We start from the raw sequence: 22,357 nt of genomic DNA, 5'->3' as shown, positions 1-22,357 counted from the left end.
GCGAAGGAAAGGCGATACCTCAACCGGAAATGGGGATGGGCGCGACTGCGTTCACGAGCGACCGCTCCCTTCGCTCGCGATTGCTTCACGCAAAGGGGAATGGGCGCGACTTCAATGTCGATGCGGAACACGTATCTTTATAAGTGGTCTGGGGGCAGGCGAGCGACCGTCAAATCGAATTCACCGGGCCGGGAACCCGCAAGGAATGTCAGGAGGTCCCCAATGACGAGCAGGAAGTTTACAAGCGCACTCTCAGGCACCGTTCTCGCTGTGCTGCTCAGTTCGACCGCGGCCTCGGCAGACTTTTTCTCGAGCTTTTCGCAGCCTCGCCAAATTCCCGCGAACGCTCAATTTCAGGATGGCACTTGGACCGGGTCTCCGGTCCGCCAGTATTACGGCTATGTGCAGGTGCAAGCCCATGTGAAAAATGGGAAAATCGCCTCCATCGACATCCTGAGATCGCCGACGGATCGCAGGACGAGCCGCTATATCAACAGCAAGGCCCTGCCGATGCTCGAACGCGAAATCGTCATGGCGCAGAATACCAACGTCTCCTACATTTCCGGCGCAACGCTCACCAGCCAGGCGTTCCTGAATTCGGCAAATGATGCGCTGCTGAAATCGCTGAAATAGTCCGGCCATGACCGTCGAGACGCGGATCATCATGGGAATGCCGATCACGCTCGACATCCCGAATTCCGAGGGCGCAGACATTCACGAAAGAGTGTTTGACGTCTTCAATGACGCGGATAAACGCTTCAGTCCCTTCCGCCCTGACAGCGAAGTTTCGCGCTTCAATTCGGGCGAGATCGACGAACCCGCGCTCAGTTCCCAGATGCACGACGTCCTGAAGATCGCGCATGACATGCAAGAGATCACGGACGGGTATTTCGACATTAGGCGCGAGGATGGAACCATCGATCCCTCCGGTGTCGTGAAAGGATGGGCGATCCTCGGTGCGGCCCAACTGCTCGAGAGGGACGGGTTCGGGAATTTCTGCATCGATGCGGGCGGAGACATTCAGGTCGGCGGGCGCGATGCGCGCGACCGGGAGTGGTCGATCGGTATTCGCAATCCCTTCGATCCGCGCCAGATCGTCAAGGCGATCACGCCAAGGGGGCAGGGCGTGGCGACGTCGGGCAACTACGTCCGTGGCGATCATATCTATGACCCGCATGACCGAACCCGCCGCATCGAAGGCCCCGTCAGCATAACCGTGATCGCAGAGGACATTCTCGTCGCGGACCTACACGCCACGGCGGCCTTCGCGATGGGCGACAAGGGCATCTACTACATCGAAGCCCTTGATGGCCTCGAAGCCTACCAAATCCACCAGGATGGAACGGCCGTGCAAACGACCGGTTTCAAGGAGTTTGTCTTCTCATGATGAAACTGATCAGGCGTTCGCTGAATGGCGTCACCATGTATCGATTGATGGTCTATTACCTCGGGATCTTGTTTCTGGGCGGGGTTGCGGTCGGCATGATGGGAGCGGCCTTCCTCGACCCTGTCGGGCTTGTCGTGTCGCTCGTGCTGTCTGTCGCGAGCGCCTGGGCGACGAACCGGCTCTTCAGCTTTTTTCTGAAGCTGCCGACGAACGCGGAATCCGTTCATATCACGGCCCTGATCCTCGCGCTCATCATGCCGCCAGCGGATTTCGCCGATCCGATGACACTGGCCGCGATTGTGCTCGCATCGGTCGCAGCGATCGCGTCGAAATTCATCCTGACGATCGGGCATAAGCACATCTTCAATCCGGTGGCGATCGGCGCGGTCGTCGCGGGGCTAGCGCTCAACACCCCGGCCTTGTGGTGGGTCGGGGGCACGCCGCAGCTGTTGCCTCTGGTGATCCTCGGAGGGCTGCTCGTCGCCTACAAGATCGAACGCCTTGGCATGATCGCGGTCTACATCCTGTCCAACCTTGCCGCCGTTCTGCTGACGACTCCGCCGGACATGATGGGAATGGCGCTGCAACAGACGCTCCTCTATTCGCCGCTGTTCTTCGCGGGCTTCGCGATGCTGACGGAACCGCTGACGGCCGCGCATGGTCGCTGGTCGCGGCATGTCTACGCCGCCATCGTCGGGGTTCTGTCTTCCTCGAACATCCATATCGGGACGATGTACTTCTCCCCCGAAATGGCCTTCCTCGTGGCGAATATCTACGCCTGGGCCGCCAGCCCCAAAGGTCGGTTCAAGATGAAGCTGATCGGTGTCGAGGAGATCGCCGCGAACTGCTACGAATTCGTCTTCCAGTCGGATCGCGCCCTGAAATTCCGGGCGGGCCAGTATCTCGACTGGACGCTGGGGCTGTCGGGGTCGGACAAGCGCGGCAACCGCAGGCCCTTCACCATCGCCTCCGCGCCCGGGGCCTCAGCCGTGCGGGTCGGCGTCAAGTTCAACCCTCAGGGCAGCGCGTTCAAGCGGGGGCTTTTGCGGATGCAGGAAGGCGACACGATTTACGGCTCGCAGATCGCGGGCACCTTCGTCCTGCCGCGGCAGCGCGAGAAGAAGCTTCTGTTCATCGCGGGCGGAATTGGAATTACCCCGTTTCGCAGCATGATCGCCGACCTCCTCGAACGCGGTGAGAAACGCGATATCGTTCTGGTCTATGCGAACAGGTCAGCCGACGAGATCGCCTATCGAGAGCTGCTGACGCGCGCGCGCAACGAGTTGGGGATGAAGGTGGTCTATGCGGTGTCCGGAGAACTCGGCTCCGCCATATATGACGATGTGACGCTGGTGCAGGGCCGGATGGACGAGACGAACTTGCGCGAATGCGTTCCCGATCTGGACGAACGGCGCGTCTATGTTTCCGGCGCGAGCACCATGGTCTCCGGGTTTCTGAAGATGTTGCGCAAATGTGGGGTCCGTCGCAGATGGATTCACACCGACGCCTTTGCCGGGCTGTGATGACGGCGGCCTCGTTCTGGAGTGTATGCCGCGCTGTGCTGAAAGCCTCGATGAGAGCGGGATGAGCCGGTGGATGCCGGATCTTCTGGTGCAGGCCGGAAGGTCACGGGGACGAGCCTGCGCCCCGGTCCATCAGCCCCATGTCGATGGCTCAAGCTGAAAGAGTATCGACAGCTGTTCATAGACCGCAGGTTCGGCGTGTTTCAGCTCTGCCGGTCGCTCGAAGAAGGCCTCGACAAGGACCGCGAAGAACTCCTCCGGCCCCTCGGCGCCATAGGCGTCGATCACGGTGCGCCGCCCGTGTCTGACGTGCTGAACATGACGCTCGTAGGCCTCGGCGAATGGCATTGCCCAGCCCGCGAAGCTCTGCTCTTTGCTCAGCACCGGAATGCCGTCCGTGTGACCTGAAAGATCGTCGAGTTGGTGGGCGAACTCATGCAGGACGACGTTGTGGCCGTCATGATCGTTGGAGGCGCCCCACCGGGTGTGCTTCCAAGACAGAACGACCGGGCCGCGCGCCCAGCTCTCCCCGGTCCGGATGGTTTCGCGTTCCGTCAGAACATAGCCGCTGCGCTGAGCTTGTCTGGACTTGAAGGCCCCGGGATAGATCAGGATGGTGCGAAGGTGATCGTACCAGCTGTCTGAATTCACGACGAGAAGACAGGCTTGGGCGGCGATGGAGAGCCGCATTTCCTCGGTCACTTCCAACCCATTGCAGCCGAGGAATTCGACCTGATCCAGAAACAGGCTGATCTTGCCGTCGAGCCGAGCTTGCAGGTCGTCCGGCAGTCTTCGGATCAACGGAACCTGCTGCTTCACGATGCGACGCTGACGCTCCGGCAGCGCGGTCGTCAGGAGTTGGGCTCGCTTGTGCCGCTTGAGCCAGAAGAACGCTCCAACGGCGCCTGCGACAATGACCATGAGGATCAGGAAAATCGGCATTACCGCTGTCCAATCTGGGCTGGTGTATGTGATGGCGTAGATAGTCGTTGAGGACAATGCAACCGGCGTGGCCGCTGCGTCTCTTTATCAGAATGCTGGGCGCGAGAGCTTCTGCAAAGGGACATGAACGCCCGCATTTCTGCAACGCCACTGCTTTGATCGCGCAGAGATGTCGCAGGGGACTTGTTGTGCTCTGCGTCCGTGCCTAACTGTCCAACAGGTATGAGGCAGAGACCTCATGCGATGGAGATTTTATGCAAGAGCCCCGGGCATAAGCCCGTTCCCGATCAAGTGATGCGGGAACGCCAGAACCAAAAGAACACTCACGCGCAGCGCTGAGTGTCTCTGTTTCTGCACTCTCATAAAATCGAGACCAATCCCTTGAATATCTCAAAGCACGAACAGCGTGTTTTGCATGAACTCGCCCTTGGCGGAGCAATCCACCATGAAAGAGGCGAGGGCGGCAAGATACGCGCCATCACCTGTTACACGCGCGACGGTTACGTCCTTTCGGACTGCACGCTCGACGTGTTTATGCGCCTGAGAAAACGGCGCTTCATCCGCTCGCAGAACGGCCAGCCTTATCGCGTATCGCGGCAAGGCATCAAAGCCGTGCGCGCGCAGCTCAATCAACGATGACAAACCGGAGGAGCATGATGATGCAAACGACAATCCGCTATGACGGTCGACGTGCCCATGAAAGGGATCAGGGTGCTCTATAGGCGCTTCGGCGACTGGCTCGGCTGATTGTCGGTCGGGCTTGTCGGGCCGTTCGGCTTGGGTGCCGTGATCTTTGGGCGTCGCGCGCGAATCGACTAGGATTTGCATGAATAGGGGGAGAGACCGATGGGCTTGCGACAGAAGAGAAAAGAACTGGTCGGACTGGTCGGCGCAATCGGCGTGGTGATCGCGATTGCCGGATTTGTCGGCGGCTACCTGAGCCCCGGCGCCACCATCGTCTGGACCTTGGGGGTCTGGATCGTCGGCACGATGCTGATCCGTGTGTTCACCGATCCTCCCGGACCCGGCAAATGAAGGCCATGACCTATCACCGCTACGGCGGGGCCGAGCAGTTGCGGCTTGCGGACCTGCCGGTGCCCGAGCCGGGCAAGGGCCAGCTTCGGCTCCGGGTAAGCGCCTGCGCGGTGAACCTGTCGGATTGGGAATATCTCACGGGCGCGCCGTTCTACGCGCGAATGGTCGGCGGGTACTGGCGACCGAAGCAACCGGTGCTGGGTTCGGATGTCGTGGGGATCGTCGACAAGCTCGGTCCCGGCACGTCCGGCTTCGCGATCGGTGACCGGGTCATGGGAGACGTCGTCATGACCCGCGGCGGCTTCGCCGAATTTGTCTGCGTGCCCTCTGAACTGATGGTGAAGGTGCCCGACAGCCTGTCCGACGCGGTCGCCGCCTGCCTGCCGCAGGCGGGCGGCATCGCCGTCGCCGGGACCGAAAATGTCACGGCAGGGGACAGGCTGCTGATCAACGGGGCCGGGGGTGGTTCGGGCACGATGGCGCTGCAACTGGCGAAGCAGGCGGGGGCCTTCGTGAGCGCTGTCGACAATGGCGGCAAGGTCGACTGGCTGCGCGCGCTCGGTGCCGACGAGGTGATCGACTATCGCGCGCAGGACTTCGCTGAGACCGGGGCCACCTGGGATCGCATCCTCGATATGGTGGCGACGCGCGGGCCTCGCCGCATCGCGAAGGCGCTCGCGCCGGGCGGCATCTACCGGGCGGTCGGCGGCGAGGTGCGCGTGCTCTTGTCGCTCCTGCTCGGTGGGGCGATCTACCGGGGGCGGCACAAATCGATCGGAATGCTGATGGTGCCCTCGGGGCGTGAACTGACCGCGCGCGTGGCGGCGCTGGCACAGGCGGGGCGGATCGCGCCGCATCTGGAGGCGGAACTGCCGCTGGCCGAGCTGCCGGAGGCACTGGCGCGCACCGGCCATGGCGAGGTCAGGGGCAAGATCGTGATCCGCCCGTCCTGATCCTAGGGGATGTCGATCCTGACGATCCCGGTCTTCTGCCCCGCCTCGACATAGCGGAAGGCCTCGACGATCTCGTCCAGCCGATAGCGCCGGTCGAAGACGCCCCGGAACCGCCCCTCGGCCATCAGCCCGGCGAGGCGTCGCACGAAGCCTGGGGCATTCTCGGGAAAGGGGAGCCGCACGCGCTTGCTGACGGTGAGTGCGCACCAGCCGGAGAGGAACAGGTGCGACCAGCCGGGGCCCAGATCGGTCGCCGTAAAGATGCCTTCGGGTGTCAGTAGCGGGCGGCAGGCGCGCCACGAGGTCTTGCCCACCGCGTCGATGACGAGGTCGAAGCGCTCGCCGATCGCGGTGAAATCCTCGGTCTCGTAATTCACCACCCTGTCGGCCCCCAGGCTCTGGGCCAATTCGAGGTGACGGGTTCCGACGACCGCCGTGACATGCGCTCCGCGCACCTTGGCAAGTTGAACCGCCGCCGAGCCGATGGCGCCGGAGGCACCGTAGATCAGGCAGCGGGCGCCCTCGGACAGCAGGCTGGTGGTCGCGTCGGCATACCAGGCGCCTTCGCCCACCACAGCCTCGTCGAAGGCGAGATCGCCCGGGATCCGCGCCAACGGTCCATCGGCGGGCAGGCAGAGATATTGGGCATGGGCGCCGAACCGCTCGGGCGACAGGCCGAAGACCCGCTCCCCGGGCCGGAACGCACTCACGCCATCGCCCAAGGCGTCGACCACGCCGGCGAAATCCATCCCGAGCGTGGGCATCTTCGGCCGCAAGAGCCCCGTCATCGCCCGCGCGAAGAAGGGATGGCCGCGCAGCGTGGCCGTGTCGGTCCGGTTCACGGTTCCGGCATGCACGCGCACCCGGATTTCGCCCGGCGCGGGCGCCGGGATGGGGACTTCGTCCAGCCAAAGCGTGTCAGGCGCCCCATAGCGGTCGCAAAGCACCGCAGTCATCGTGTCCGCGTCGGTCATTTTTCCAGACTATCAGCCGAACGAGGTCCGGCAAGTGACGCTGAACAAGACGGGTTTCGGAACCGCGCGGCTCGTCAGGACGCCGCTGCACTCAGCGGCAGCTGCAAGCTGACCTCAAGGCCAGAGTCGCGACCGCTCGGCGGCGATGTCAGCGAGAGCGGGCTTCCGATCCGCTCCGCGATGACGGCGACGATGGCGAGGCCCAATCCGCTGCCGTCATTCGTGCTGCCGGCGCGCTCGAACCGCGCGGTCAGGCGCGCGAGCGTCTCCTGCGGAATGACAGGCCCGGCATTCGTCACGGTGAAGACGCCCTCCGCAGTCAGGCGCACCGAAACCGGTTCGTCTTGCGCCCCATGCTTCAGCGCGTTCTCGATCAGGTTCCGGCACAGGATACCGAAAGCATCGGGGTCGAGATCCGAGATGACAGGCGTCTCCGGCAGCTCCAGAGCGATACGCCCGGGATCGAAGCCGCGCGCGAGGTCTTCGACGATCAGGCGGGCGGCGACGCGCAGGTCCGAGCTGCGCTCCAGCCGCAAAGGCCCGCCTTCCGCGCGGGCGAGTTGCAGCAGCCGTTCCGAGAGCCGCGTGAGACGTTTGAGCGTCGCCTCGATATCGGCCGCGCGTGTCTTCGCGACAGGGTCGGTGGTTTCCGCGCTCAGACGCTGTGTCTGCGCGATGGCGCCCGCAAGGGGCGTGCGCAATTCATGCGCGGCGTTGGAGGCGAAGCTTCGCTCGGCCTCGATCCCTTCGCGCAACCGCCCCAGAAGATTGTTGAGCGTGGCGGCGACCGGGGAGATTTCGGTCTGCAGATCGTCGGTCGGAATGGGGGTGAGATCGCGAGCGTTGCGCGCCTCTAGACTGGTTCGGAACCGCCGCAGCGGCCCGAGATTGGTCCGCACCGCCAGCACGACCGCCGCGAAGGCGAGCGGGATCACGATCAGCAGCGGCAGACCGAGGCCAAGCTCTACCTCTCGCGCGACCTTCGCCCGATGCGCGAGCGGTTCCGCGACGGTGATCCGGATCGTGTCCTGAAGGGCGGCATCGCTATAGAGCCGGTGGGTGGTCGTCTGGCTGAACCCCCGGCCGTCATAGGCGGGGAAGACGGACGGATCGGCCGCGTGAGACTGCAGAAGAATGTGCCCCTCCGCGTCCCGCACGATATAGGTGAAGAATTCCTCGTGGTTGCGCAGCCTTGCAAGTCGCTGTGTCGTGTTGTTGCCGTCGCGGTTCACGATATCCATGACCGCGAGGGGCAGGATCCTCTGCGCCGTTTCCTGAAGCGTGGAGTCGAAGACCTCGCTCATCTCCTTGCGCACGATCAGCGCGGTGACCGTCGCCGCAGCAATCCACATCAGCGCCAGAACGACCCCGAGCGAAAGCCCCAGACGGGCCTGAAGGCTTCGCGGCAATCTCATGCCTTGCCCAGCCTGTAGCCGAGGCCGCGTTCGGTCTCGATCACATGGGCGCCGAGTTTCTTGCGCAGGCGGCTGACATGGACCTCGATCGTGTTGCTCTCCACCTCCGCATCGAAGGCGTAGAGCTTCTCTTCGAGCTGGGCTTTGGATAGCAATTGGCCGGGGCGCGAGAGGAACGCCTCGAACAGGGCCCATTCGCGCGCGGTCAGTTGCACGGGCTTGCCGTCTCGCAGGATGCTGCGCGCGGCGAGGTCGATCTCGAGTCCGGCATGGCTCACGATGGGGTTCGGATTGCCGCTGTAGCGCCGCGCGACCGACCCGATGCGCGCGGAGAGTTCGGCGAGGTCGAAGGGCTTCACCAGATAGTCGTCGGCGCCCGCGTTCAGCCCCTCGATCCGGTCCGAGACCTGATCGAGCGCGGTCATGATGATCACGGGGGTCACATCGCCCCCGCTGCGCAGCGACTTCAGAAAGCCGATGCCGCGGCCGTCGGGAAGCATGAGATCGAGCAGGACGAGATCATAGCCGGTGCTGCGGACCGACGCGCCCGCCTCGTCGAGACGCGTGACCCAGTCCACCGAGTGGCCGTCGCTCGCGATCTGGTCGCGCACCGCGGTGCCCAGAATAGTGTCGTCCTCGATCAGCAGGATGCGCATGTTGGTCCCATCTCTTATCCGTTGCCCAGTCTTCACCTGCCCGGCTGACACCAAGCTGACGCTGCGCGCGATGCGGCTTCAGGTTCCCGTCAGATTGATCGCCCATGAAAGGTGCAGAGTTGGCCGCGAACAGGAGTTTGGCCCATGAAGAAGACAGTGACAATTCTCGCCTTTCTCGCGGCGCTTCCGGCTGGAATGGCTCTGGCCGATGACGACTGTTTCGTGCCGATGGCGGATTGGCAGCCGCGCGATGCCGTGGCCCAACTCGCCGAAGAGAACGGCTGGACGGTGCGCCGCATCAAGATCGATGACGGCTGCTACGAGATCGACGGCACTGACGCGCAGGGCCGCAAACTCGAAGTGACGGTTCATCCGTCGACGCTCCAGATTCTCGAGGTCGAATATGAAGGCGACGAACATGGTCGGTCCCGCGAAGATCGTGAAGGAGACAAACATGACTGACGCAGCATTTCACGACACGACGAATTCCGGCGGTAGCTCCGGAGGCAAGGTGCGGGTCTGGGATCCGCTGGTGCGGATTTTCCACTGGGGCCTCGTCGCGGCTTTTGCCACGGCTTGGTTCACGGCCGACGAATTGCAGCCGGTGCATGAGATCGCAGGCTACACCGTCGCCGGGCTGGTCGCGTTCCGGCTGGTTTGGGGGCTCGTGGGCGGGCGCTATGCCCGGTTCACCCAGTTCCTCAGAGGGCCGGGGCAGACGCTGTCCTATCTTGGCGACATGCTGCGCGGCAAAGAGCGTCGCTATCTCGGCCACAACCCTGCGGGGGCGCTGATGATCGTGGCGCTGCTGATCTCGCTGTCGGGCACTGCCTTTACCGGCTGGCTGATGGCGGAACCTACCCGCGTGGCGATGCTTCCCGCGCTGCCGCAGATCGTGACCCCGGCCTTCGCGGACGAGGATGGCGAATACGGTGAATATGGCGAGGGCGGAGAAGGCGAAGGCAACGAGGCGCTGGAAGAACTGCACGAGGTTCTCGCCAATCTGGTCCTGCTGCTCGTGGCACTGCATGTCGCCGGTGTGGTTCTGGCCTCCTTCCGCCATCGCGAAAACCTCGCGCGGTCGATGCTGACCGGCGACAAGCGTGGGCCTGAGCCCGGCGATATCGCTTGACCGTTCCCGATCACATCGCCAAGGCCGTTTGTCCCGCGGCCTCACCTGGCCCCGCCCTCACAAGGCCGGGCCTTTTTCCTGACGCGAAGCTGAAGCGGAAACTGTCCGCCCGTCAGGAAGCGCTCAGGTCCGCTGCCCAGATTGTCGGTAGCAGATGAAAAAGGAGACCCTGCCATGCGAAAGATCCTGACCGCACTTCCCCTCATCGCCCTGCTGCCTGCGGGGATGGCTCTGGCCGACGACGACTACAGAAAGTCTTCGCGCGGCGAAGGAATGTCCCGCGACGCAGTGATGCAGATCGCGCGCGAGAACGGCTGGACTGTCCACGAAATCGAGATGGAAGACGGCCGATACGAGATCGAGGGCCGCGACCGCGACGGGCGGAAAATCGAAGCCAAGATCGATCCAGCGACGCAGCGCCTCATCACGTCGGACTATGACGACGATGACGAGGACGAAGACGATGATGACGACTACGGCGCATCGGCGCGCAACCCGGCCCCCGCCGGCACGGTCGCCCCGCCGAAAAACGGCCTCTTCGGTGACGGTGCTCCGCCCAAGGTTCAGGTGAACTGAGCCGCCGCCGCATTCCTCCCAAAAACAAGGATTCCCGAAATGAAGTCTCTTCTTGCAACATTGGCGCTGAGCACGGCGCTGACCATTCCCGCGCTTGCATCCGCACAGCCCGTCACGCTCAAGACCACGCTGAACAACTACGGCGGCGACGGCGCTTATCTCGCGCTCTATGTCACCGATCCGTCGGGCGCCTATGCGGGCAGCCTCTGGATGGCGGGCGGCAAGTCCAAATATTACGAGCATCTCAACGACTGGTATCGCGCGACCGGGGGTGATCCCGCGCAGATCAACGGCATCACCGGCGCGAGCGTCGGGGCGGGCCGGACGCTCGAGATCACGCTCGATCTTGCGGATGCGCTCTTCGATGCGGGCTATACGCTGCATATCGACGCCGCGGTCGAGGACATGCGCGACAGCCCCAACGAGGTCGCCGTGCCGCTGACGACCGAGGGCGCGGGCACGCCGGTTCCGGGGCGTCGCTACGTCGCCGATTTCACCTACGACATGTGAGGTCACAGCCCATGATCCGCGCGTTTCATCGCTGGCCGGGGCTGATCGCCCTGGCGCTTGTAACGGTGCTGGCGCTCAGCGGCGCGGTGCTCGCGGTCTTTCCGGTTGCGGAGCGGATCGCGGCACCGCAGGCGGGGGCGGAGCTCAGCGTCGCGACCCTCGCCGAGCGCATCCAGACGATCTATCCGGGTCTCGAACAGATCCGGCGCGCACCCTCGGGGCAGATCACGGCCTATTGGTTCGAAGCCGGACAGCCCGGCGCGGCGGTGATCGATCCCACCACGGGCCGCGGCGTCGCATCGGCTGATCCGAATGCCTTTCAGCGTTGGCTGACCAACCTTCACCGCTCCCTCTTTCTCGGCGATCCCGGCCGCGTCGCAAGCGCGCTGGGCTCCGTCGCGATGCTGGTGCTCTCGGTCTCCGGCGTCCTGCTCGTGGCGCGGCGAGTTGGCGGCTGGCGGAACTGGTTCTCGCGTTTGCGCGGGCCGCTCGCCGGTCGGCTCCACGTCGAGATCGCGCGCGTCGCGGTGATCGGCCTGCTTCTCTCCTCCGCCGCGTCTTTGTGGATGACGGCCTCGACCTTCGAGCTGATCCCCGATGGCGGGCCCTCGCTCGGCGTTCCTGCAGAGGTGAGCGGCCAAACAGACGTGCCGCTTGCCGGTCTTGCGATGCTGAGCGACACACCGGTCACGGAACTACGGAGCCTGAGCTTCCCCTATGACGGCGATGCCACCGATGTTTTCACGCTGAAGACCGATCGCGGCACCGGCTATCTCGATCAGGGCACCGGCGCGGTGCTTGCTTGGGCGGACCTGACCGCATGGCAACGCATTACTGAGACCATCTACATGCTGCATACGGGGCAGGGCGCTGCGCTGCTTGGCGCGGTGCTGGGTCTCATGGCGCTGGGCGTGCCGGTAATGGGTCTCACTGGCCTGACGATCTGGCTCGCGGGTCGGCGCGGCCGCCCGCGCATCCGGGACAACCAGCCAGCTGCGCGCGCGGAGACGATCCTCCTCGTCGGCAGCGAAAGCGGCAGCACTTGGGGTTTCGCCGCGACCCTGCATGCGGCGCTCCGTGCCGCGGGCCAGAGTGTTCATATCGCGCCGATGTCGTCCTTCGCACCCGAGCGCTACGCCCGGGCCGATCGGATCATCATGCTCGCGGCCACTTATGGCGACGGGGCGGAGCCCAGTTCCGCGAAAGGTTTCCTGACGAAACTCGACGCCTGTTCCGATGCTCAGGACATCCCGATTGCCGTGCTCGGTTTCGGGGACCGGAGTTTCCCTGCCTATTGCGCCTACGCCCAGACGATTGCCGACACCGTGGAGGCGAAGGGGTGGCCGGTTCTTCTGCCCTATGACACGATCGACCGGCAGTCGCCGCAGGCCTTCGCGCGCTGGGGGCAGGCGTTGGGTGTGGCGCTCGGGATCGCGCTCGATCTGCACCACCAACCGACGCCCCCTGCCACGACCGAACTCACGCTCCAGTCGCGGCGCGATTATGGGGCCGACGTGCAGGCGCCGACGTCGATCCTGCGCTTTTCGCTGCCGCGCGCCACGTTTTGGCAGCGGCTGACGGGGGCGGGCTTCACGCGGTTTGCCGCAGGAGATCTGATCGGGATCTTGCCCGAAGGGTCGCCGACTCCGCGCCTCTATTCGCTCGCGTCATCACGCCGCGACGGGTTTCTGGAGATCGTCGTCAAGAAGCATCCCGGCGGGTTGTGCTCGGGGCAGCTGACGGCGCTCGAACCCGGCGAGAGCATCCGTGCCTTCGTCCGGCGCAATCCCGCCTTCCGGCCGGACCATTCACGCGCGCCGCTGATCCTGATCGGCGCGGGCACGGGGATCGGCCCTCTGGTGGGTTTCGTGCGCGAAAACGAGCAACGGCGCCCGATCCACCTCTTCTTCGGGATGCGCGATCCGCAAAGCGATTTCCTCTATGCGCAGGAGATGGGCGGGTGGAAGGACGAAGGGCGTCTATCGCGGCTCGTGACCTCGGTCTCGCGCGGCCAGCGACCGCGCTATGTGCAGGATGCGATGCGCGCCGATGCTCCCGAATTGGTCCGACTCGTGCAGAGCGGCGCGCGGATCATGGTGTGCGGCGGGCGGGACATGGCGGCGGGTGTCGCCGATGCCCTGCATGACATTCTCGCCGCTTCGGGCCTGAGTGCGACCAAGCTGAAAACGGAGGGCCGTTATGTCGAAGACATCTTCTGATCTGCTGCGCTACGCTTTGCACGGCGCGACCATGGGCACCCGCTGGACCGCCCTGTTCTTCGCACCGCCCGAGCGCGATCCCGCGCCGATCCAAGCCGCGCTTCAGGCCGCGGTTGCGGAAGTCGATGCGCAGATGTCCACGTGGAAACCGGACAGCGACCTGATGCGGCTCAACGCGGCTGCAGAAGGCGAATGGTTGAAGGTGCCCGGGCGTTTGGCCGAAGTGCTTCGTCTCGGGCTCGAGATCGGCAAAGCCTCGGGCGGCGCGTTCGATATCGGGCTCGGAGATGCGGTTGCGGCGTGGGGCTTCGGTCTCGACGATGCGACACCCGAGGCGATCCGCGCCGCGATGAGCGTGCCGCGGCAGCCCGCAGATCAATGGCTCGAGCTCGACCACGACCGGGTACGCAAGAGCGGCCCCGTGGTGCTGGACCTGAACGGGATCGCGAAAGGCTACGGCGTGGATCGCCTCGCCGAGACGCTGGCCGCGCAGGGGATCGAAGCCGGTCTCGTCGGGATCGACGGCGAAATGCGGGCCATGGGGCTCAGGCCCGATGGCAGCCCTTGGACGATCGCGGTCGAGAGCCCCGATCCGCTGCGCCGCACGCCGCATTCGATCCTCGCGCTCGAGAACGCATCGGTCGCGACCTCCGGCGATTATCGGCACTGGATCGACCTCGGCGCGCGCAGGCTCTCGCATACGATGGATCGCGCGCGCGGCGCGCCCTTGCTGGCATCGCCTGCCTCCGTGACGGTGGTCGCGCGCAGTTGCGCCGAGGCCGACGGCTGGGCCACCGCGCTCATGGTGCTTGGCCCGGACAAGGGGTTGGAGGTTGCCAAGAAACGCGGCCTCGACGCTCTGTTCCTGATGCGCGAGGACGATGGCAGCGTGAAGAGCCTTGGAACGGGCGATCTGTTTCCCGAGAGCGTCGCGGCGGCGGTCTAGGCCAGGTCGCTTGGGCGTCGGCGCACCTATTCTCGAATGATCTCCGCGCCAGCAGCCCCGGTCGGATCGATTTGGCTGGCGGCGTTGAAGAACAGTTCGATCAACTCGTTCCGTTCGTCCTTCAGCGCGAACACGACCTCGTCCACCGTCGACCGGATGTCGCGGATCAAAAGCCTGCGCACCGTATCGGTGCGGTAGGTGCCGAAGCGCCACATGAAGCCGACGCCGATCCCCAAGGCCACCGCCTCGTAGACGGCGTCGCGGGTGTCGGCGATCAGCTGCGGCTCGGGGGACAGGCCGGTGGCGCGGAAAGCGCGATCGACGACCTTCTGGGTCGACGACCCTTGCGAGCGGAAGATCAACGGCAGCCGCGCCAATTCTTCCAGACTGACCTCGTCACGCAATCCGGTCGGGCTGTCGGCGGAGACGATGCCCACCACCTCCTGCGACAGCACCCGCGCGGTGCGGAACCGGCGATCGTTCGGCAGATCGGGCAGCACCGCGACATCCACCTCGCGCCGCAGCAGGGCCGCGAGGATGTCCTGATGCGAGCCGCTTTCCACCGAGACCGTCAGCGAGGGGTGCTGGCGCAGGAGCTGGTGGACGATCGCGATTCCCGGCATGGAATTGCCCAGACCGACGCGCAACCTGCGCCTGCCGGTCGGGCCCCGGCGTTCGAGGATGCGCAGCGCGTCATGTTCGGCCTCGCGCATCCGGGCCCCGATATCGCAAAGCTGCTCGCACAGCGGTGTGGCACAGAGGGTTCCGTTGAGCTTGTCGAACAGCCGCACGCCGAAGGCGGTCTCGAGATCGCGAATCTGCTGCGCGACTGCGGAATGCGACACCCCCAACCGGCGCGCAGCGGCCGAAAAAGAGCCCTCCTCGGCGACCGCAGTCACCGAGCGCAGGCGGGAAAGCGACAGGGCGCTCGCCAAAGATCCAACCGAAGCTTTCATCATCTGACGGCTTAGCTTGCAGATGTAACATCCACGTCACAGAAACTCGTCAAACCGTGAGCAGTCCGGGGCGACGCCCCATCACCGCATTAACAGACGCGCATCGCGCGAACGGGGCCGAGGCCCCGAACGGAGAGGATTTGCCCATGACCCAGCCTGTCGGATTGTCCGAGTTCCTGTCAGGGCCGCTCCCCGAACGTGCTGCGGTTCTGGCCGATCTCGATGGCTGTCTGATCGCTGGGGATCGCGTGCTGCCCGGCGTGCCCGAGTTGATCGAGCGCTGCGGCGAGCGGCTTTGGGTCGTCTCGAACAATTCCACCGACACCGCCGAGCACCTCTCGGCCCGGCTCGGGCTGATGGGACTCGCGGTAGCTGCCGAGCGCATGGTGCTGGCGGGGGAGGAAACGCTCCGCAATCTGCAGCGCCGTCGCCCCGGAGCCCGCGTCGCGCTCTTCGCCGCGCCACCGCTTGTCACGCTGGCGCGCAAGCTGGGACTTGTGCCCGACCGGGCGCAGCCCGAGCTGGTGCTTCTGGCGCGCGACACCGGTTTCAGCTTCGCCGACCTGACGGAACTCACCGCGATGGCCGCACGGGGCCTGCCCGTGCTCCTGAGCAATCCCGACACGTTCCATCCCGGCCCTGACGGCACGCCCCGACCCGAGACCGGCGCCCTGTGGGCCGCGGCACGCGCCGCAGTGCCCGCCGCGACGGCGTCGAGCCTCGCCAAGCCCGCCCCCGATCTGGTTCACGCCGCGCTGTCGCGCGCCGGGGTCGCGCCGGGTGCGGCGGTCTTCCTTGGCGACACGCCCGAAACAGATGGCCGCGCGGCTGCCGCCGCCGGGGTCGAGTTCGTCCTGCTCGCCCGGCCGGGCGGCGTGACCCTCGCCCAGGAGATCGTGACATGCTGAGCTACACCCTGCGCACCCTCGTCCGGATGGCGCTGACCTTCTTCGTCATCGTCACGCTCGTGTTCTTCGCCACGCGCCTGTCGGGGAACGCCATCGATTTCCTCGCGGGCGAGGGCATGACCCAAGAAGACCGCGAGATCCTGATCCGCTATTACGAGCTCGACCGATCGCTCTGGGACCAGTATTTCGCCTTCCTGCGCGCCTTCCTCGACGGGAATTTCGGCCTGTCCTTCATCGAGCGCCGACCGGTCATCCAGATCGTGGCGGAGCGGTTGTGGCCCTCGGCGCAGCTTCTCTTGTCGGCGATCGGGCTCACGCTCGTCGTGTCGCTCCCGCTGGGCATGATCGCCGCGATCTGGCGCAAGCACTGGCTGGGCAGCGCGGCGATGGTCGTGGCCTTCCTCGGCTACGCGGTGCCGAACTTCATCCTCGCCGTGGTGATGGTCTTGGTCTTCGCCTACTGGCTGAACTGGCTGCCGGTGGTGGGCAATGGAACGCCCTTGCATTTCATCATGCCGACGCTGGCGATGTCGGGCGTGCTGATCGCGGCGCTCACGCGCTTTACCCGCAACGCCATGCTCGACGTGCTGGGGCAGGACTTCATGCGCACGGCCCGCGCCAAGGGCCTGCCCGAGCGTGCGGTGATCCTGCGCCACGGCTTGCGCAACGCCTCGATCACGCTGCTGTCGGTGATCGGTCTTCAGATCGCGGGGCTCGCCGCCTCCGGCTCGGTGGTGGTGGAATCGATCTTCGCCTGGCCCGGCATCGGCGACCTGCTCGTCTCCTCGGCGATCCGGCGCGACTACCCGGTGCTCCAGTTCGGGGTCATCACCGTCGCCATCGCCGTCATCCTCATCAACGCCGCCATCGACCTTGCCTATGCCTGGGCCGATCCGCGCCTGCGCCATCAACTCAAAGGGTGATCCGATGACCATGGCCCTCAACACTCCCGCGCCTTCGGCTTTGAGCCGCCTTTGGACCGGCACCAACGTGATCCAGAAAGTCGCCTTCGCGGTCGGGCTGGCCCTCTTGCTCATGGCTTTCCTCGGCCCACTGATCGCGCCGCATGATCCCAATGCGCAGAGCCTGCTTTCGCGGCTGCGCCCGCCGATTGGCTTCGACCGGGCGAAGATCGCCTATCCGCTGGGCACGGACGAGCTGGGCCGCGATGTCCTCTCGCGCAGCCTGCACGGGTTGCGCCTGACGCTGATGCTGGCGATCCTCGGCGCGCTGCTGGGGCTTCTCGTCGGCGGGCTGCTCGGGCTGCTGGCCGGCGTGGTCGGCGGACGCACCGATGCCGCGATCATGTCGGCGGTCGACACCCAGATCGCGGTGCCCTTCACGCTGATCGCGCTGTTTACGCTCGCGATCTTCGGCAGCTCGCTTCAGGTGATGGTCATCGTCCTCGGCCTCGCCGGCTGGGAGCAATATGCCCGGATCGTGCGCGGCGATGTGCGCCGCCTGATGCATCTACCCTTCATCGAGGCCGCCCGTGCCGCAGGTGCCAGTCCGCGGCGCATCGCCTTCACCCACCTGCTGCCCAATATCGTCTCGCCGCTGGTGGTCCAGTTCACGCTGTCGCTGTCGAATATCGTGCTGCTCGAAAGCACGCTGTCCTTCCTCGGCCTCGGCGTGCAGCCGCCCACCGCGACGCTTGGTTCGATGGTCGGTATCGGTCGCGACTACATGCCGACCGCCCCCTGGATCGTCATCGTCCCCGCCGCGCTGATCGTGTTGCTGACCTTCGCCGTCCAGGTGGTCGGTGACTGGTTACGCGACAGCGTCGACGTGCGCCTGCGCGCACGCTGACACCCCGCAACAAGAACAGAAGGCCGCAAGCGCCCGTCGTCAAACCCTGCAATGGAGATACCAATGCTCAGACTGCTCGTTTCCACCGCTCTTGCCGCCGGCATCGCTGCCGCTGGCATCACGGGGGCTCAGGCCCGCGAACTGAAAGTCGGCGCTGCCAACGTCGCCAAATATCTCGATCCCGGTCGCGACCACTCGAATGTCGGCTCGCAGTTCTACTACAACACTTTCGACACGCTGATCGACAAGGATCACGAGAAGATCGGCGGCGAATGGCGCCCCGGTCTGGCGACCGAATGGAACCTCGTTTCGCCCAAGGTCATGGAGTTCAAGCTCCGTCAGGGCGTGACCTTCCAGAACGGCGAAGCGATGACCGCCGATGACGTGGTCTTCTCGCTCAACCGCATGTATCAGGCCACCTTCCCGCCCTACATGGTGCGCTCGAAGGACCGTCTGAACAACTTCGAGAAGGCCGAGAAGGTCGACGATTATACCGTCCGCATCACCGTGAAGCGCGAAGAGCCGCTTTGGGAAACGCTCGTGAATCTGCAGCAGGTCATGATCATCCCCGAAGACTACACCAAGGGCCTGACCGGCGATCCGAACGTGGCCGAGGACAGCGATTACGAAGCCTTCTCGATGGCTCCGGTCGGCACCGGCCCCTATGCGATCAGCGAGTTCAGCCCCGGCGAGCGCGTGGTCTATACCCGCTTCGACAATTTCTGGGGCGACAAGGCGCCGCTGGAAAAGGTCTCCGTGATCCACATCCCGGAAACCGCCTCGCGCATCACCGCGCTCAAGACCGGCGAAGTGGATATGATCACCAATGTCGCGCCCGACCAGCTGTCGCTGATCGAAGCCGATCCGAGCATCAAGGCCGCGGGCAGCGTCACGCCGCTGTTCCACGTCATGATCATGAACACCAACCATCCCAAGCTGCGCGATCCGCGCATCCGTCAGGCGCTCAGCCTCGCGATCGACCGCGACGCGCTGAACGAGGCGCTTTGGCTCGGCAAGGCCGTCGTTCCCTCGACCCACACGATGAAGGAATACGGCGATCTCTACATGCCGGAGCTGAAGACCTTCGAATACAATCCCGAGAAGGCCCGCGAACTGCTGAAGGAAGCTGGCTACGATGGGTTCGAGATCACCTATGACACCGACCCGGTCTATTACACCAACGGCCTTCTGGCCGCGCAGGCCATCGTCGAGATGTGGGCGCAGGTCGGCATCAAGGGCAAGGTGAACGTCGCCGAGAAATGGACCGGAAACAGCAAGGACATGATGACCCGCAACTGGTCGAACCCGATGTATTTCGCGGACCCCTTCGGCTCGTTTGGCGTCATGTGGGCCCCGGACGCGGCCTCGGAATCGGAAGGCCGTTTCACCACCGACGAAGCCTATCGCAAGACCTGGGACAAGTTCCGCTTCTCCAAGGATGTCGCGGATCGTCGCGCCGCCTATGCCGAGCTGATGGATCGCATCAAGCAGGACCCGCCGGTGCTGCCGCTCTATCGCCCCTATGAGAGCTGGGCGGTGCGCAAGGATATTGCCTGGGCGCCGAAGCCCGGCCACATCCCCTATGTGCTCGATTTCCGCGCCGGGGCGATCTCCTTCGCCTCCAACTAACGCTCCCCGCCTGTCGCCGCTTGCGCGCGGCGGCGGGCACCTTCCCCAACTCTTTGGAAAGTTTCAGCATGTCCACCCGTATCGCCATCGTCACTGATATCCACCATGGCAAGCCCTCGACCGCGAAGCGCGGCGACATGGCGCTGCCCCTGATGGAAGACTTCGCCCGTTACGTTCGCGACGGCGGCGCCGATCTGGTGCTCGATCTCGGGGACCGGATTTCGGATGAGAACCGCGACACCGACCTGCGTCTGGAAGCCGAGGTGGCCGAGGCGTTCCGCGCCGTCGAGGCCCCGATCCTGCATCTCAACGGCAACCATGATCGCGATCATCTGGAGGTCTCGGATAACGAAGGGATCCTCGGCCAGACGCTCGATCACGGGGTCGTCGATGTCGGTGGCTGGCGCATCGTCCTGTGGCGCGCCGATACGCGTATCCGCCGGATGCCCGACTATTCCGGCTTCGTGCTGACCGAGCCCGATGTGGTCTGGCTCTCGCGCACCATGCAGGCGAGCGACCGTCCGACGCTCGTGGTCAGCCATGTGCCGATCTCGGGCCATTCGCAGCTGGGCAACTACTATTTCGAGAACAACCCGGCCAGCTCGACCTATCCGATGGCCGAGCGCGCCCGTGCCGCTCTGTCTCGCGCGAAGGTGCCGGTCGTCTGTCTTGCCGGTCACGTGCATTGGAACACCGTCACCACCGTCGACGGGATTACCCATCTGACCCAGCAATCGCTGACCGAGAGCTTCACCACCGAGGGCGAGCCCGCCGGCGCGATGGGGATGATCGAACTGGGCGACAGTTTCCGCTGGGAGGTCGTGGGCGACGATCCCTTCTCCTTCGAGACCACCCCCCGCCATCGCCGCTGGACGCCCCCGCTGCCGTCCTTCGCCGACCACCCCGAGGCACGCGTCCGCCGCGCTGCCGCAGCCGCGAGTTGATCCATGAGCCGCGCACCGCTTCTGTCAGTCCAGAACCTGAGCCTCGCTTTCGGCTCCCACACCGCGCTGTCGGGGCTCAGCTTCGACGTCGCACGCGGCGAGACCGTCGCGCTGGTGGGGGAGTCCGGCTCGGGCAAATCCGCCACCGCGCTGGCGCTGATGCGCCTGATCGAACGCGAGGGCGGGCGCCTGACCGGCGGGCGCATCGATCTGGATGGCGACACGCCGGTTGAGATCACGGCGCTCGAGGAACGCGAGATGCAGCAGGTGCGCGGCAACCGGATCTCTATGATCTTTCAGGAGCCGATGACCGCGCTCAACCCGGTTATGCCGCTTGGCGAACAGGTGGCAGAAGTCTTGCGCCTGCATCAGGGGCTGGACCGCAAGGCAGCGCTGGCGGCGGCCCGTGCCGCATTCGCGCGGGTCAAGATCCCCGAACCCGAGCGGCGGCTGGTGCAATATCCGCACGAGCTGTCGGGCGGGTTGCGGCAGCGCGTCATGATTGCGATGGCGCTGGCCTGCCAGCCCGATCTGCTGATCGCCGATGAACCGACGACCGCGCTCGATGTGACGACGCAGGCGGAAATCCTGTCGCTGATCAAAGAGCTGCAGGAAGAAAGCGGAATGGCCGTGCTGTTCATCACCCATGACATGGGGGTGGTGGCCGAGATCGCCGACCGCGTCGTCGTGCTGTGTCGCGGCGAACAGGTCGAAACCGGTCCTGTCGGGCAGATTTTCGCGGCACCGCAGGCCGAATATACCCGCAACCTGATGGCGGCGACGCCGATGCTGGGCGCGGGGGCTCCGAAACGGCCGCTCAGCGCCGATGCGCCGCTCCTCGAAGTCGGTCGGCTTTCTGTGCGTTTCTCGGTGCGCCGCGCTGCTCCGGGACGGCCTGCGCTCGATTATCACGCGGTCAACGAGGTCTCGCTGACCCTCGGGCGCGGAGAAACGCTCGGGCTGGTGGGAGAATCCGGTTGCGGCAAATCCACTCTGGCGCGGACCTTGCTCGGGCTCGAGGCAGCCTCCGGCGGGCGGGTCCGGCTGAGCGGGCAGACCCTGACCGGCCTGACGGCGCAAGAGCTGCGCCCGTTGCGCGGAAAGATGCAGATGGTCTTTCAGGACCCCTATGCCAGCCTCAACCCGCGGCTCCCGGTCTATGATCTGATCACCGAGCCTGCCCATATCCGCAACCCGATGACGCGCGCCGAGCGGCGGGCGATGGCAGGCGAGCTGCTGGAGCGGGTCGGGCTGGAACCCGCCGCGATGGACCGTTACCCGCACCAGTTCTCCGGCGGGCAGCGTCAGCGACTTTGCATCTGCCGCGCGCTCTCGGTCAAACCGGCGATCATCGTCGCGGATGAGGCGGTTTCGGCTCTCGACGTATCGGTCGCGCGCCAGATTACCGATCTGATCGCCAAGCTGCAGCGGGAGGAGGGCGTCTCCTTCCTCTTCATCTCCCACGATATCGCGGTCGTCGAACGCGTCAGCCACCGCATCGCCGTGATGTGGGCGGGGCAGGTCGTCGAAACCGGGCCGACCGACACCGTGCTGAACAACCCGTTGCATCCCTATACCCGACGGCTGCTGTCGGCGGTGCCACATCCGGACCCGCAGCGCAGACCGCTCCAGCGCGAGCGCGCATCCGACCTGAAAACGCCGAAGCTTCTGCTGCCGCGCGCCACCGACCCCGAGCGCATCTCGCTGCGCGAAGTCGGGGAGGGGCATTTCGTGGCCATCCGCGACACGGTCGAACTGATGGCCTACCAGTCGATGGCAAGCGCCGCGCCAGAGGCGGTTCGCGAAGCGAAGCGCGAAGGCGTCGGGAGCATGGTTTTCTAGC

The 22,357-nt window shown here is 65.1% G+C and carries 23 protein-coding genes; 18 read left to right on the top strand and 5 right to left on the bottom strand.

Going from position 1 to position 22,357, the window contains the following annotated elements; all coding sequences use genetic code 11:
* Positions 1 to 222 precede the first annotated feature (222 nt).
* The 3 genes from BMI86_RS04920 to BMI86_RS04910 are packed head-to-tail and all read left to right on the top strand — an operon-like array spanning position 223 to position 2,910.
* Positions 223 to 633, top strand: coding sequence for an FMN-binding protein (locus BMI86_RS04920; protein ID WP_168173783.1), 411 nt, complete (start codon positions 223 to 225; stop codon positions 631 to 633).
* Between the two features lie 7 nt (positions 634 to 640).
* Positions 641 to 1,387, top strand: coding sequence for an FAD:protein FMN transferase (locus BMI86_RS04915; RefSeq protein ID WP_078540001.1), 747 nt, complete (start codon positions 641 to 643; stop codon positions 1,385 to 1,387).
* Complete coding sequence (locus tag BMI86_RS04910) at positions 1,384 to 2,910, top strand: hypothetical protein (RefSeq protein WP_078540000.1); 1,527 nt, start codon at positions 1,384 to 1,386, stop codon at positions 2,908 to 2,910. Before BMI86_RS04915 ends, BMI86_RS04910 begins: the two co-directional genes overlap by 4 nt.
* A 132-nt stretch (positions 2,911 to 3,042) precedes the next feature.
* Here BMI86_RS04910 and BMI86_RS04905 read toward each other — a convergent pair whose 3' ends face one another.
* On the bottom strand, positions 3,043 to 3,852 hold the full coding sequence (locus BMI86_RS04905; protein ID WP_078539999.1) for a M90 family metallopeptidase: 810 nt from the start codon (positions 3,850 to 3,852) through the stop codon (positions 3,043 to 3,045).
* Positions 3,853 to 4,191: 339 nt separating this feature from the next.
* Here BMI86_RS04905 and BMI86_RS04900 point away from each other — a divergent pair, with 339 nt between their 5' ends.
* The 3 genes from BMI86_RS04900 to BMI86_RS04890 all read left to right on the top strand — a co-directional run bounded on the left by BMI86_RS04900 (position 4,192) and on the right by BMI86_RS04890 (position 5,840).
* Positions 4,192 to 4,491 (top strand): YjhX family toxin, encoded by a 300-nt coding sequence (locus tag BMI86_RS04900; RefSeq protein WP_348638947.1) that lies wholly within the window; start codon positions 4,192 to 4,194, stop codon positions 4,489 to 4,491.
* 207 nt (positions 4,492 to 4,698) lie between these two features.
* Positions 4,699 to 4,887, top strand: coding sequence for a hypothetical protein (locus BMI86_RS04895; protein WP_078539998.1), 189 nt, complete (start codon positions 4,699 to 4,701; stop codon positions 4,885 to 4,887).
* Complete coding sequence (locus BMI86_RS04890) at positions 4,884 to 5,840, top strand: NAD(P)-dependent alcohol dehydrogenase (RefSeq protein ID WP_078539997.1); 957 nt, start codon at positions 4,884 to 4,886, stop codon at positions 5,838 to 5,840. Before BMI86_RS04895 ends, BMI86_RS04890 begins: the two co-directional genes overlap by 4 nt.
* 2 nt (positions 5,841 to 5,842) lie before the next feature.
* Here the strand turns inward: BMI86_RS04890 and BMI86_RS04885 are convergent, their stop codons facing one another.
* The 3 genes from BMI86_RS04885 to BMI86_RS04875 all read right to left on the bottom strand — a co-directional run bounded on the left by BMI86_RS04885 (position 5,843) and on the right by BMI86_RS04875 (position 8,885).
* Positions 5,843 to 6,814, bottom strand: a complete 972-nt coding sequence (locus BMI86_RS04885) for an NAD(P)-dependent alcohol dehydrogenase (protein WP_246831624.1) — start codon at positions 6,812 to 6,814, stop codon at positions 5,843 to 5,845.
* Between the two features lie 74 nt (positions 6,815 to 6,888).
* Positions 6,889 to 8,229, bottom strand: coding sequence for an ATP-binding protein (locus BMI86_RS04880; RefSeq protein ID WP_078539996.1), 1,341 nt, complete (start codon positions 8,227 to 8,229; stop codon positions 6,889 to 6,891).
* Entirely contained in the window at positions 8,226 to 8,885 is a 660-nt protein-coding gene (locus BMI86_RS04875) for a response regulator transcription factor (protein ID WP_078539995.1), read from the bottom strand. Before BMI86_RS04875 ends, BMI86_RS04880 begins: the two co-directional genes overlap by 4 nt.
* A gap of 144 nt (positions 8,886 to 9,029) precedes the next feature.
* On the opposite strand from BMI86_RS04875, the gene BMI86_RS04870 reads away from it, so the two are divergent.
* From BMI86_RS04870 to BMI86_RS04845, 6 genes are all read left to right on the top strand, one after another.
* A complete protein-coding gene (locus BMI86_RS04870) occupies positions 9,030 to 9,347 on the top strand; it encodes a PepSY domain-containing protein (RefSeq protein WP_078539994.1) in 318 nt (105 codons plus the stop codon).
* The gene (locus BMI86_RS04865) at positions 9,340 to 10,017 is read left to right on the top strand and encodes a cytochrome b/b6 domain-containing protein (RefSeq protein ID WP_078539993.1); all 678 of its coding nucleotides are present in this window, start codon (positions 9,340 to 9,342) and stop codon (positions 10,015 to 10,017) included. The genes BMI86_RS04870 and BMI86_RS04865 overlap by 8 nt, the downstream gene beginning before the upstream one ends.
* Positions 10,018 to 10,191: 174 nt before the next feature.
* A complete protein-coding gene (locus BMI86_RS04860; protein WP_078539992.1) occupies positions 10,192 to 10,593 on the top strand; it encodes a PepSY domain-containing protein in 402 nt (133 codons plus the stop codon).
* Between the two features lie 39 nt (positions 10,594 to 10,632).
* Positions 10,633 to 11,103: a DUF2271 domain-containing protein gene (locus tag BMI86_RS04855; RefSeq protein ID WP_078539991.1), complete on the top strand. Its 471-nt coding sequence runs from the start codon at positions 10,633 to 10,635 to the stop codon at positions 11,101 to 11,103.
* An 11-nt stretch (positions 11,104 to 11,114) separates the two neighbouring features.
* Entirely contained in the window at positions 11,115 to 13,322 is a 2,208-nt protein-coding gene (locus tag BMI86_RS04850) for a PepSY domain-containing protein (RefSeq protein ID WP_078539990.1), read from the top strand.
* A complete protein-coding gene (locus BMI86_RS04845; RefSeq protein WP_078539989.1) occupies positions 13,303 to 14,268 on the top strand; it encodes an FAD:protein FMN transferase in 966 nt (321 codons plus the stop codon). Before BMI86_RS04850 ends, BMI86_RS04845 begins: the two co-directional genes overlap by 20 nt.
* A gap of 26 nt (positions 14,269 to 14,294) precedes the next feature.
* Here BMI86_RS04845 and BMI86_RS04840 read toward each other — a convergent pair whose 3' ends face one another.
* On the bottom strand, positions 14,295 to 15,227 hold the full coding sequence (locus BMI86_RS04840) for a LysR family transcriptional regulator (RefSeq protein WP_246831623.1): 933 nt from the start codon (positions 15,225 to 15,227) through the stop codon (positions 14,295 to 14,297).
* Positions 15,228 to 15,370: 143 nt separating this feature from the next.
* On the opposite strand from BMI86_RS04840, the gene BMI86_RS04835 reads away from it, so the two are divergent.
* The 6 genes from BMI86_RS04835 to BMI86_RS04815 all read left to right on the top strand — a co-directional run bounded on the left by BMI86_RS04835 (position 15,371) and on the right by BMI86_RS04815 (position 22,356).
* Positions 15,371 to 16,132: an HAD family hydrolase gene (locus BMI86_RS04835; RefSeq protein ID WP_078539988.1), complete on the top strand. Its 762-nt coding sequence runs from the start codon at positions 15,371 to 15,373 to the stop codon at positions 16,130 to 16,132.
* Positions 16,126 to 17,055, top strand: coding sequence for an ABC transporter permease (locus BMI86_RS04830; RefSeq protein ID WP_078539987.1), 930 nt, complete (start codon positions 16,126 to 16,128; stop codon positions 17,053 to 17,055). Before BMI86_RS04835 ends, BMI86_RS04830 begins: the two co-directional genes overlap by 7 nt.
* 4 nt (positions 17,056 to 17,059) lie before the next feature.
* Positions 17,060 to 17,941, top strand: coding sequence for an ABC transporter permease (locus BMI86_RS04825; protein ID WP_078539986.1), 882 nt, complete (start codon positions 17,060 to 17,062; stop codon positions 17,939 to 17,941).
* A 63-nt stretch (positions 17,942 to 18,004) separates the two neighbouring features.
* Positions 18,005 to 19,570 (top strand): ABC transporter substrate-binding protein, encoded by a 1,566-nt coding sequence (locus BMI86_RS04820; RefSeq protein WP_078539985.1) that lies wholly within the window; start codon positions 18,005 to 18,007, stop codon positions 19,568 to 19,570.
* A 68-nt stretch (positions 19,571 to 19,638) separates the two neighbouring features.
* Positions 19,639 to 20,514: a metallophosphoesterase gene (locus BMI86_RS20860; RefSeq protein ID WP_143594682.1), complete on the top strand. Its 876-nt coding sequence runs from the start codon at positions 19,639 to 19,641 to the stop codon at positions 20,512 to 20,514.
* Between the two features lie 3 nt (positions 20,515 to 20,517).
* A complete protein-coding gene (locus BMI86_RS04815) occupies positions 20,518 to 22,356 on the top strand; it encodes an ABC transporter ATP-binding protein (RefSeq protein WP_143594681.1) in 1,839 nt (612 codons plus the stop codon).
* The last annotated feature ends 1 nt before the right edge of the window (position 22,357 follow it).

The sequence above is a fragment of the Thioclava sp. DLFJ5-1 genome, from assembly GCF_002020115.1.
GTDB lineage: Bacteria > Pseudomonadota > Alphaproteobacteria > Rhodobacterales > Rhodobacteraceae > Thioclava > Thioclava sediminum.
Note: the sequence above shows the minus strand (reverse complement) of the source record. Positions and strands in the feature narration are given on the sequence as shown.

Bases quoted from the DNA above. Each gene is read 5' to 3' on its own strand.
- BMI86_RS04855 (WP_078539991.1), top strand. From the start codon at position 10,633: ATGAAGTCTCTTCTTGCAACATTGGCGCTGAGCACGGCGCTGACCATT.
- BMI86_RS04870 (WP_078539994.1), top strand. From the start codon at position 9,030: ATGAAGAAGACAGTGACAATTCTCGCCTTTCTCGCGGCGCTTCCGGCT.
- BMI86_RS04830 (WP_078539987.1), top strand. From the start codon at position 16,126: ATGCTGAGCTACACCCTGCGCACCCTCGTCCGGATGGCGCTGACCTTC.
- BMI86_RS04905 (WP_078539999.1), bottom strand. From the start codon at position 3,852: ATGCCGATTTTCCTGATCCTCATGGTCATTGTCGCAGGCGCCGTTGGA.
- BMI86_RS04910 (WP_078540000.1), top strand. From the start codon at position 1,384: ATGATGAAACTGATCAGGCGTTCGCTGAATGGCGTCACCATGTATCGA.
- BMI86_RS04815 (WP_143594681.1), top strand. From the start codon at position 20,518: ATGAGCCGCGCACCGCTTCTGTCAGTCCAGAACCTGAGCCTCGCTTTC.
- BMI86_RS04920 (WP_168173783.1), top strand. From the start codon at position 223: ATGACGAGCAGGAAGTTTACAAGCGCACTCTCAGGCACCGTTCTCGCT.
- BMI86_RS04850 (WP_078539990.1), top strand. From the start codon at position 11,115: ATGATCCGCGCGTTTCATCGCTGGCCGGGGCTGATCGCCCTGGCGCTT.
- BMI86_RS20860 (WP_143594682.1), top strand. From the start codon at position 19,639: ATGTCCACCCGTATCGCCATCGTCACTGATATCCACCATGGCAAGCCC.
- BMI86_RS04845 (WP_078539989.1), top strand. From the start codon at position 13,303: ATGTCGAAGACATCTTCTGATCTGCTGCGCTACGCTTTGCACGGCGCG.
- BMI86_RS04825 (WP_078539986.1), top strand. From the start codon at position 17,060: ATGACCATGGCCCTCAACACTCCCGCGCCTTCGGCTTTGAGCCGCCTT.
- BMI86_RS04895 (WP_078539998.1), top strand. From the start codon at position 4,699: ATGGGCTTGCGACAGAAGAGAAAAGAACTGGTCGGACTGGTCGGCGCA.
- BMI86_RS04840 (WP_246831623.1), bottom strand. From the start codon at position 15,227: ATGATGAAAGCTTCGGTTGGATCTTTGGCGAGCGCCCTGTCGCTTTCC.
- BMI86_RS04880 (WP_078539996.1), bottom strand. From the start codon at position 8,229: ATGAGATTGCCGCGAAGCCTTCAGGCCCGTCTGGGGCTTTCGCTCGGG.
- BMI86_RS04890 (WP_078539997.1), top strand. From the start codon at position 4,884: ATGAAGGCCATGACCTATCACCGCTACGGCGGGGCCGAGCAGTTGCGG.
- BMI86_RS04835 (WP_078539988.1), top strand. From the start codon at position 15,371: ATGACCCAGCCTGTCGGATTGTCCGAGTTCCTGTCAGGGCCGCTCCCC.
- BMI86_RS04915 (WP_078540001.1), top strand. From the start codon at position 641: ATGACCGTCGAGACGCGGATCATCATGGGAATGCCGATCACGCTCGAC.
- BMI86_RS04885 (WP_246831624.1), bottom strand. From the start codon at position 6,814: ATGACCGACGCGGACACGATGACTGCGGTGCTTTGCGACCGCTATGGG.
- BMI86_RS04860 (WP_078539992.1), top strand. From the start codon at position 10,192: ATGCGAAAGATCCTGACCGCACTTCCCCTCATCGCCCTGCTGCCTGCG.
- BMI86_RS04820 (WP_078539985.1), top strand. From the start codon at position 18,005: ATGCTCAGACTGCTCGTTTCCACCGCTCTTGCCGCCGGCATCGCTGCC.
- BMI86_RS04875 (WP_078539995.1), bottom strand. From the start codon at position 8,885: ATGCGCATCCTGCTGATCGAGGACGACACTATTCTGGGCACCGCGGTG.
- BMI86_RS04865 (WP_078539993.1), top strand. From the start codon at position 9,340: ATGACTGACGCAGCATTTCACGACACGACGAATTCCGGCGGTAGCTCC.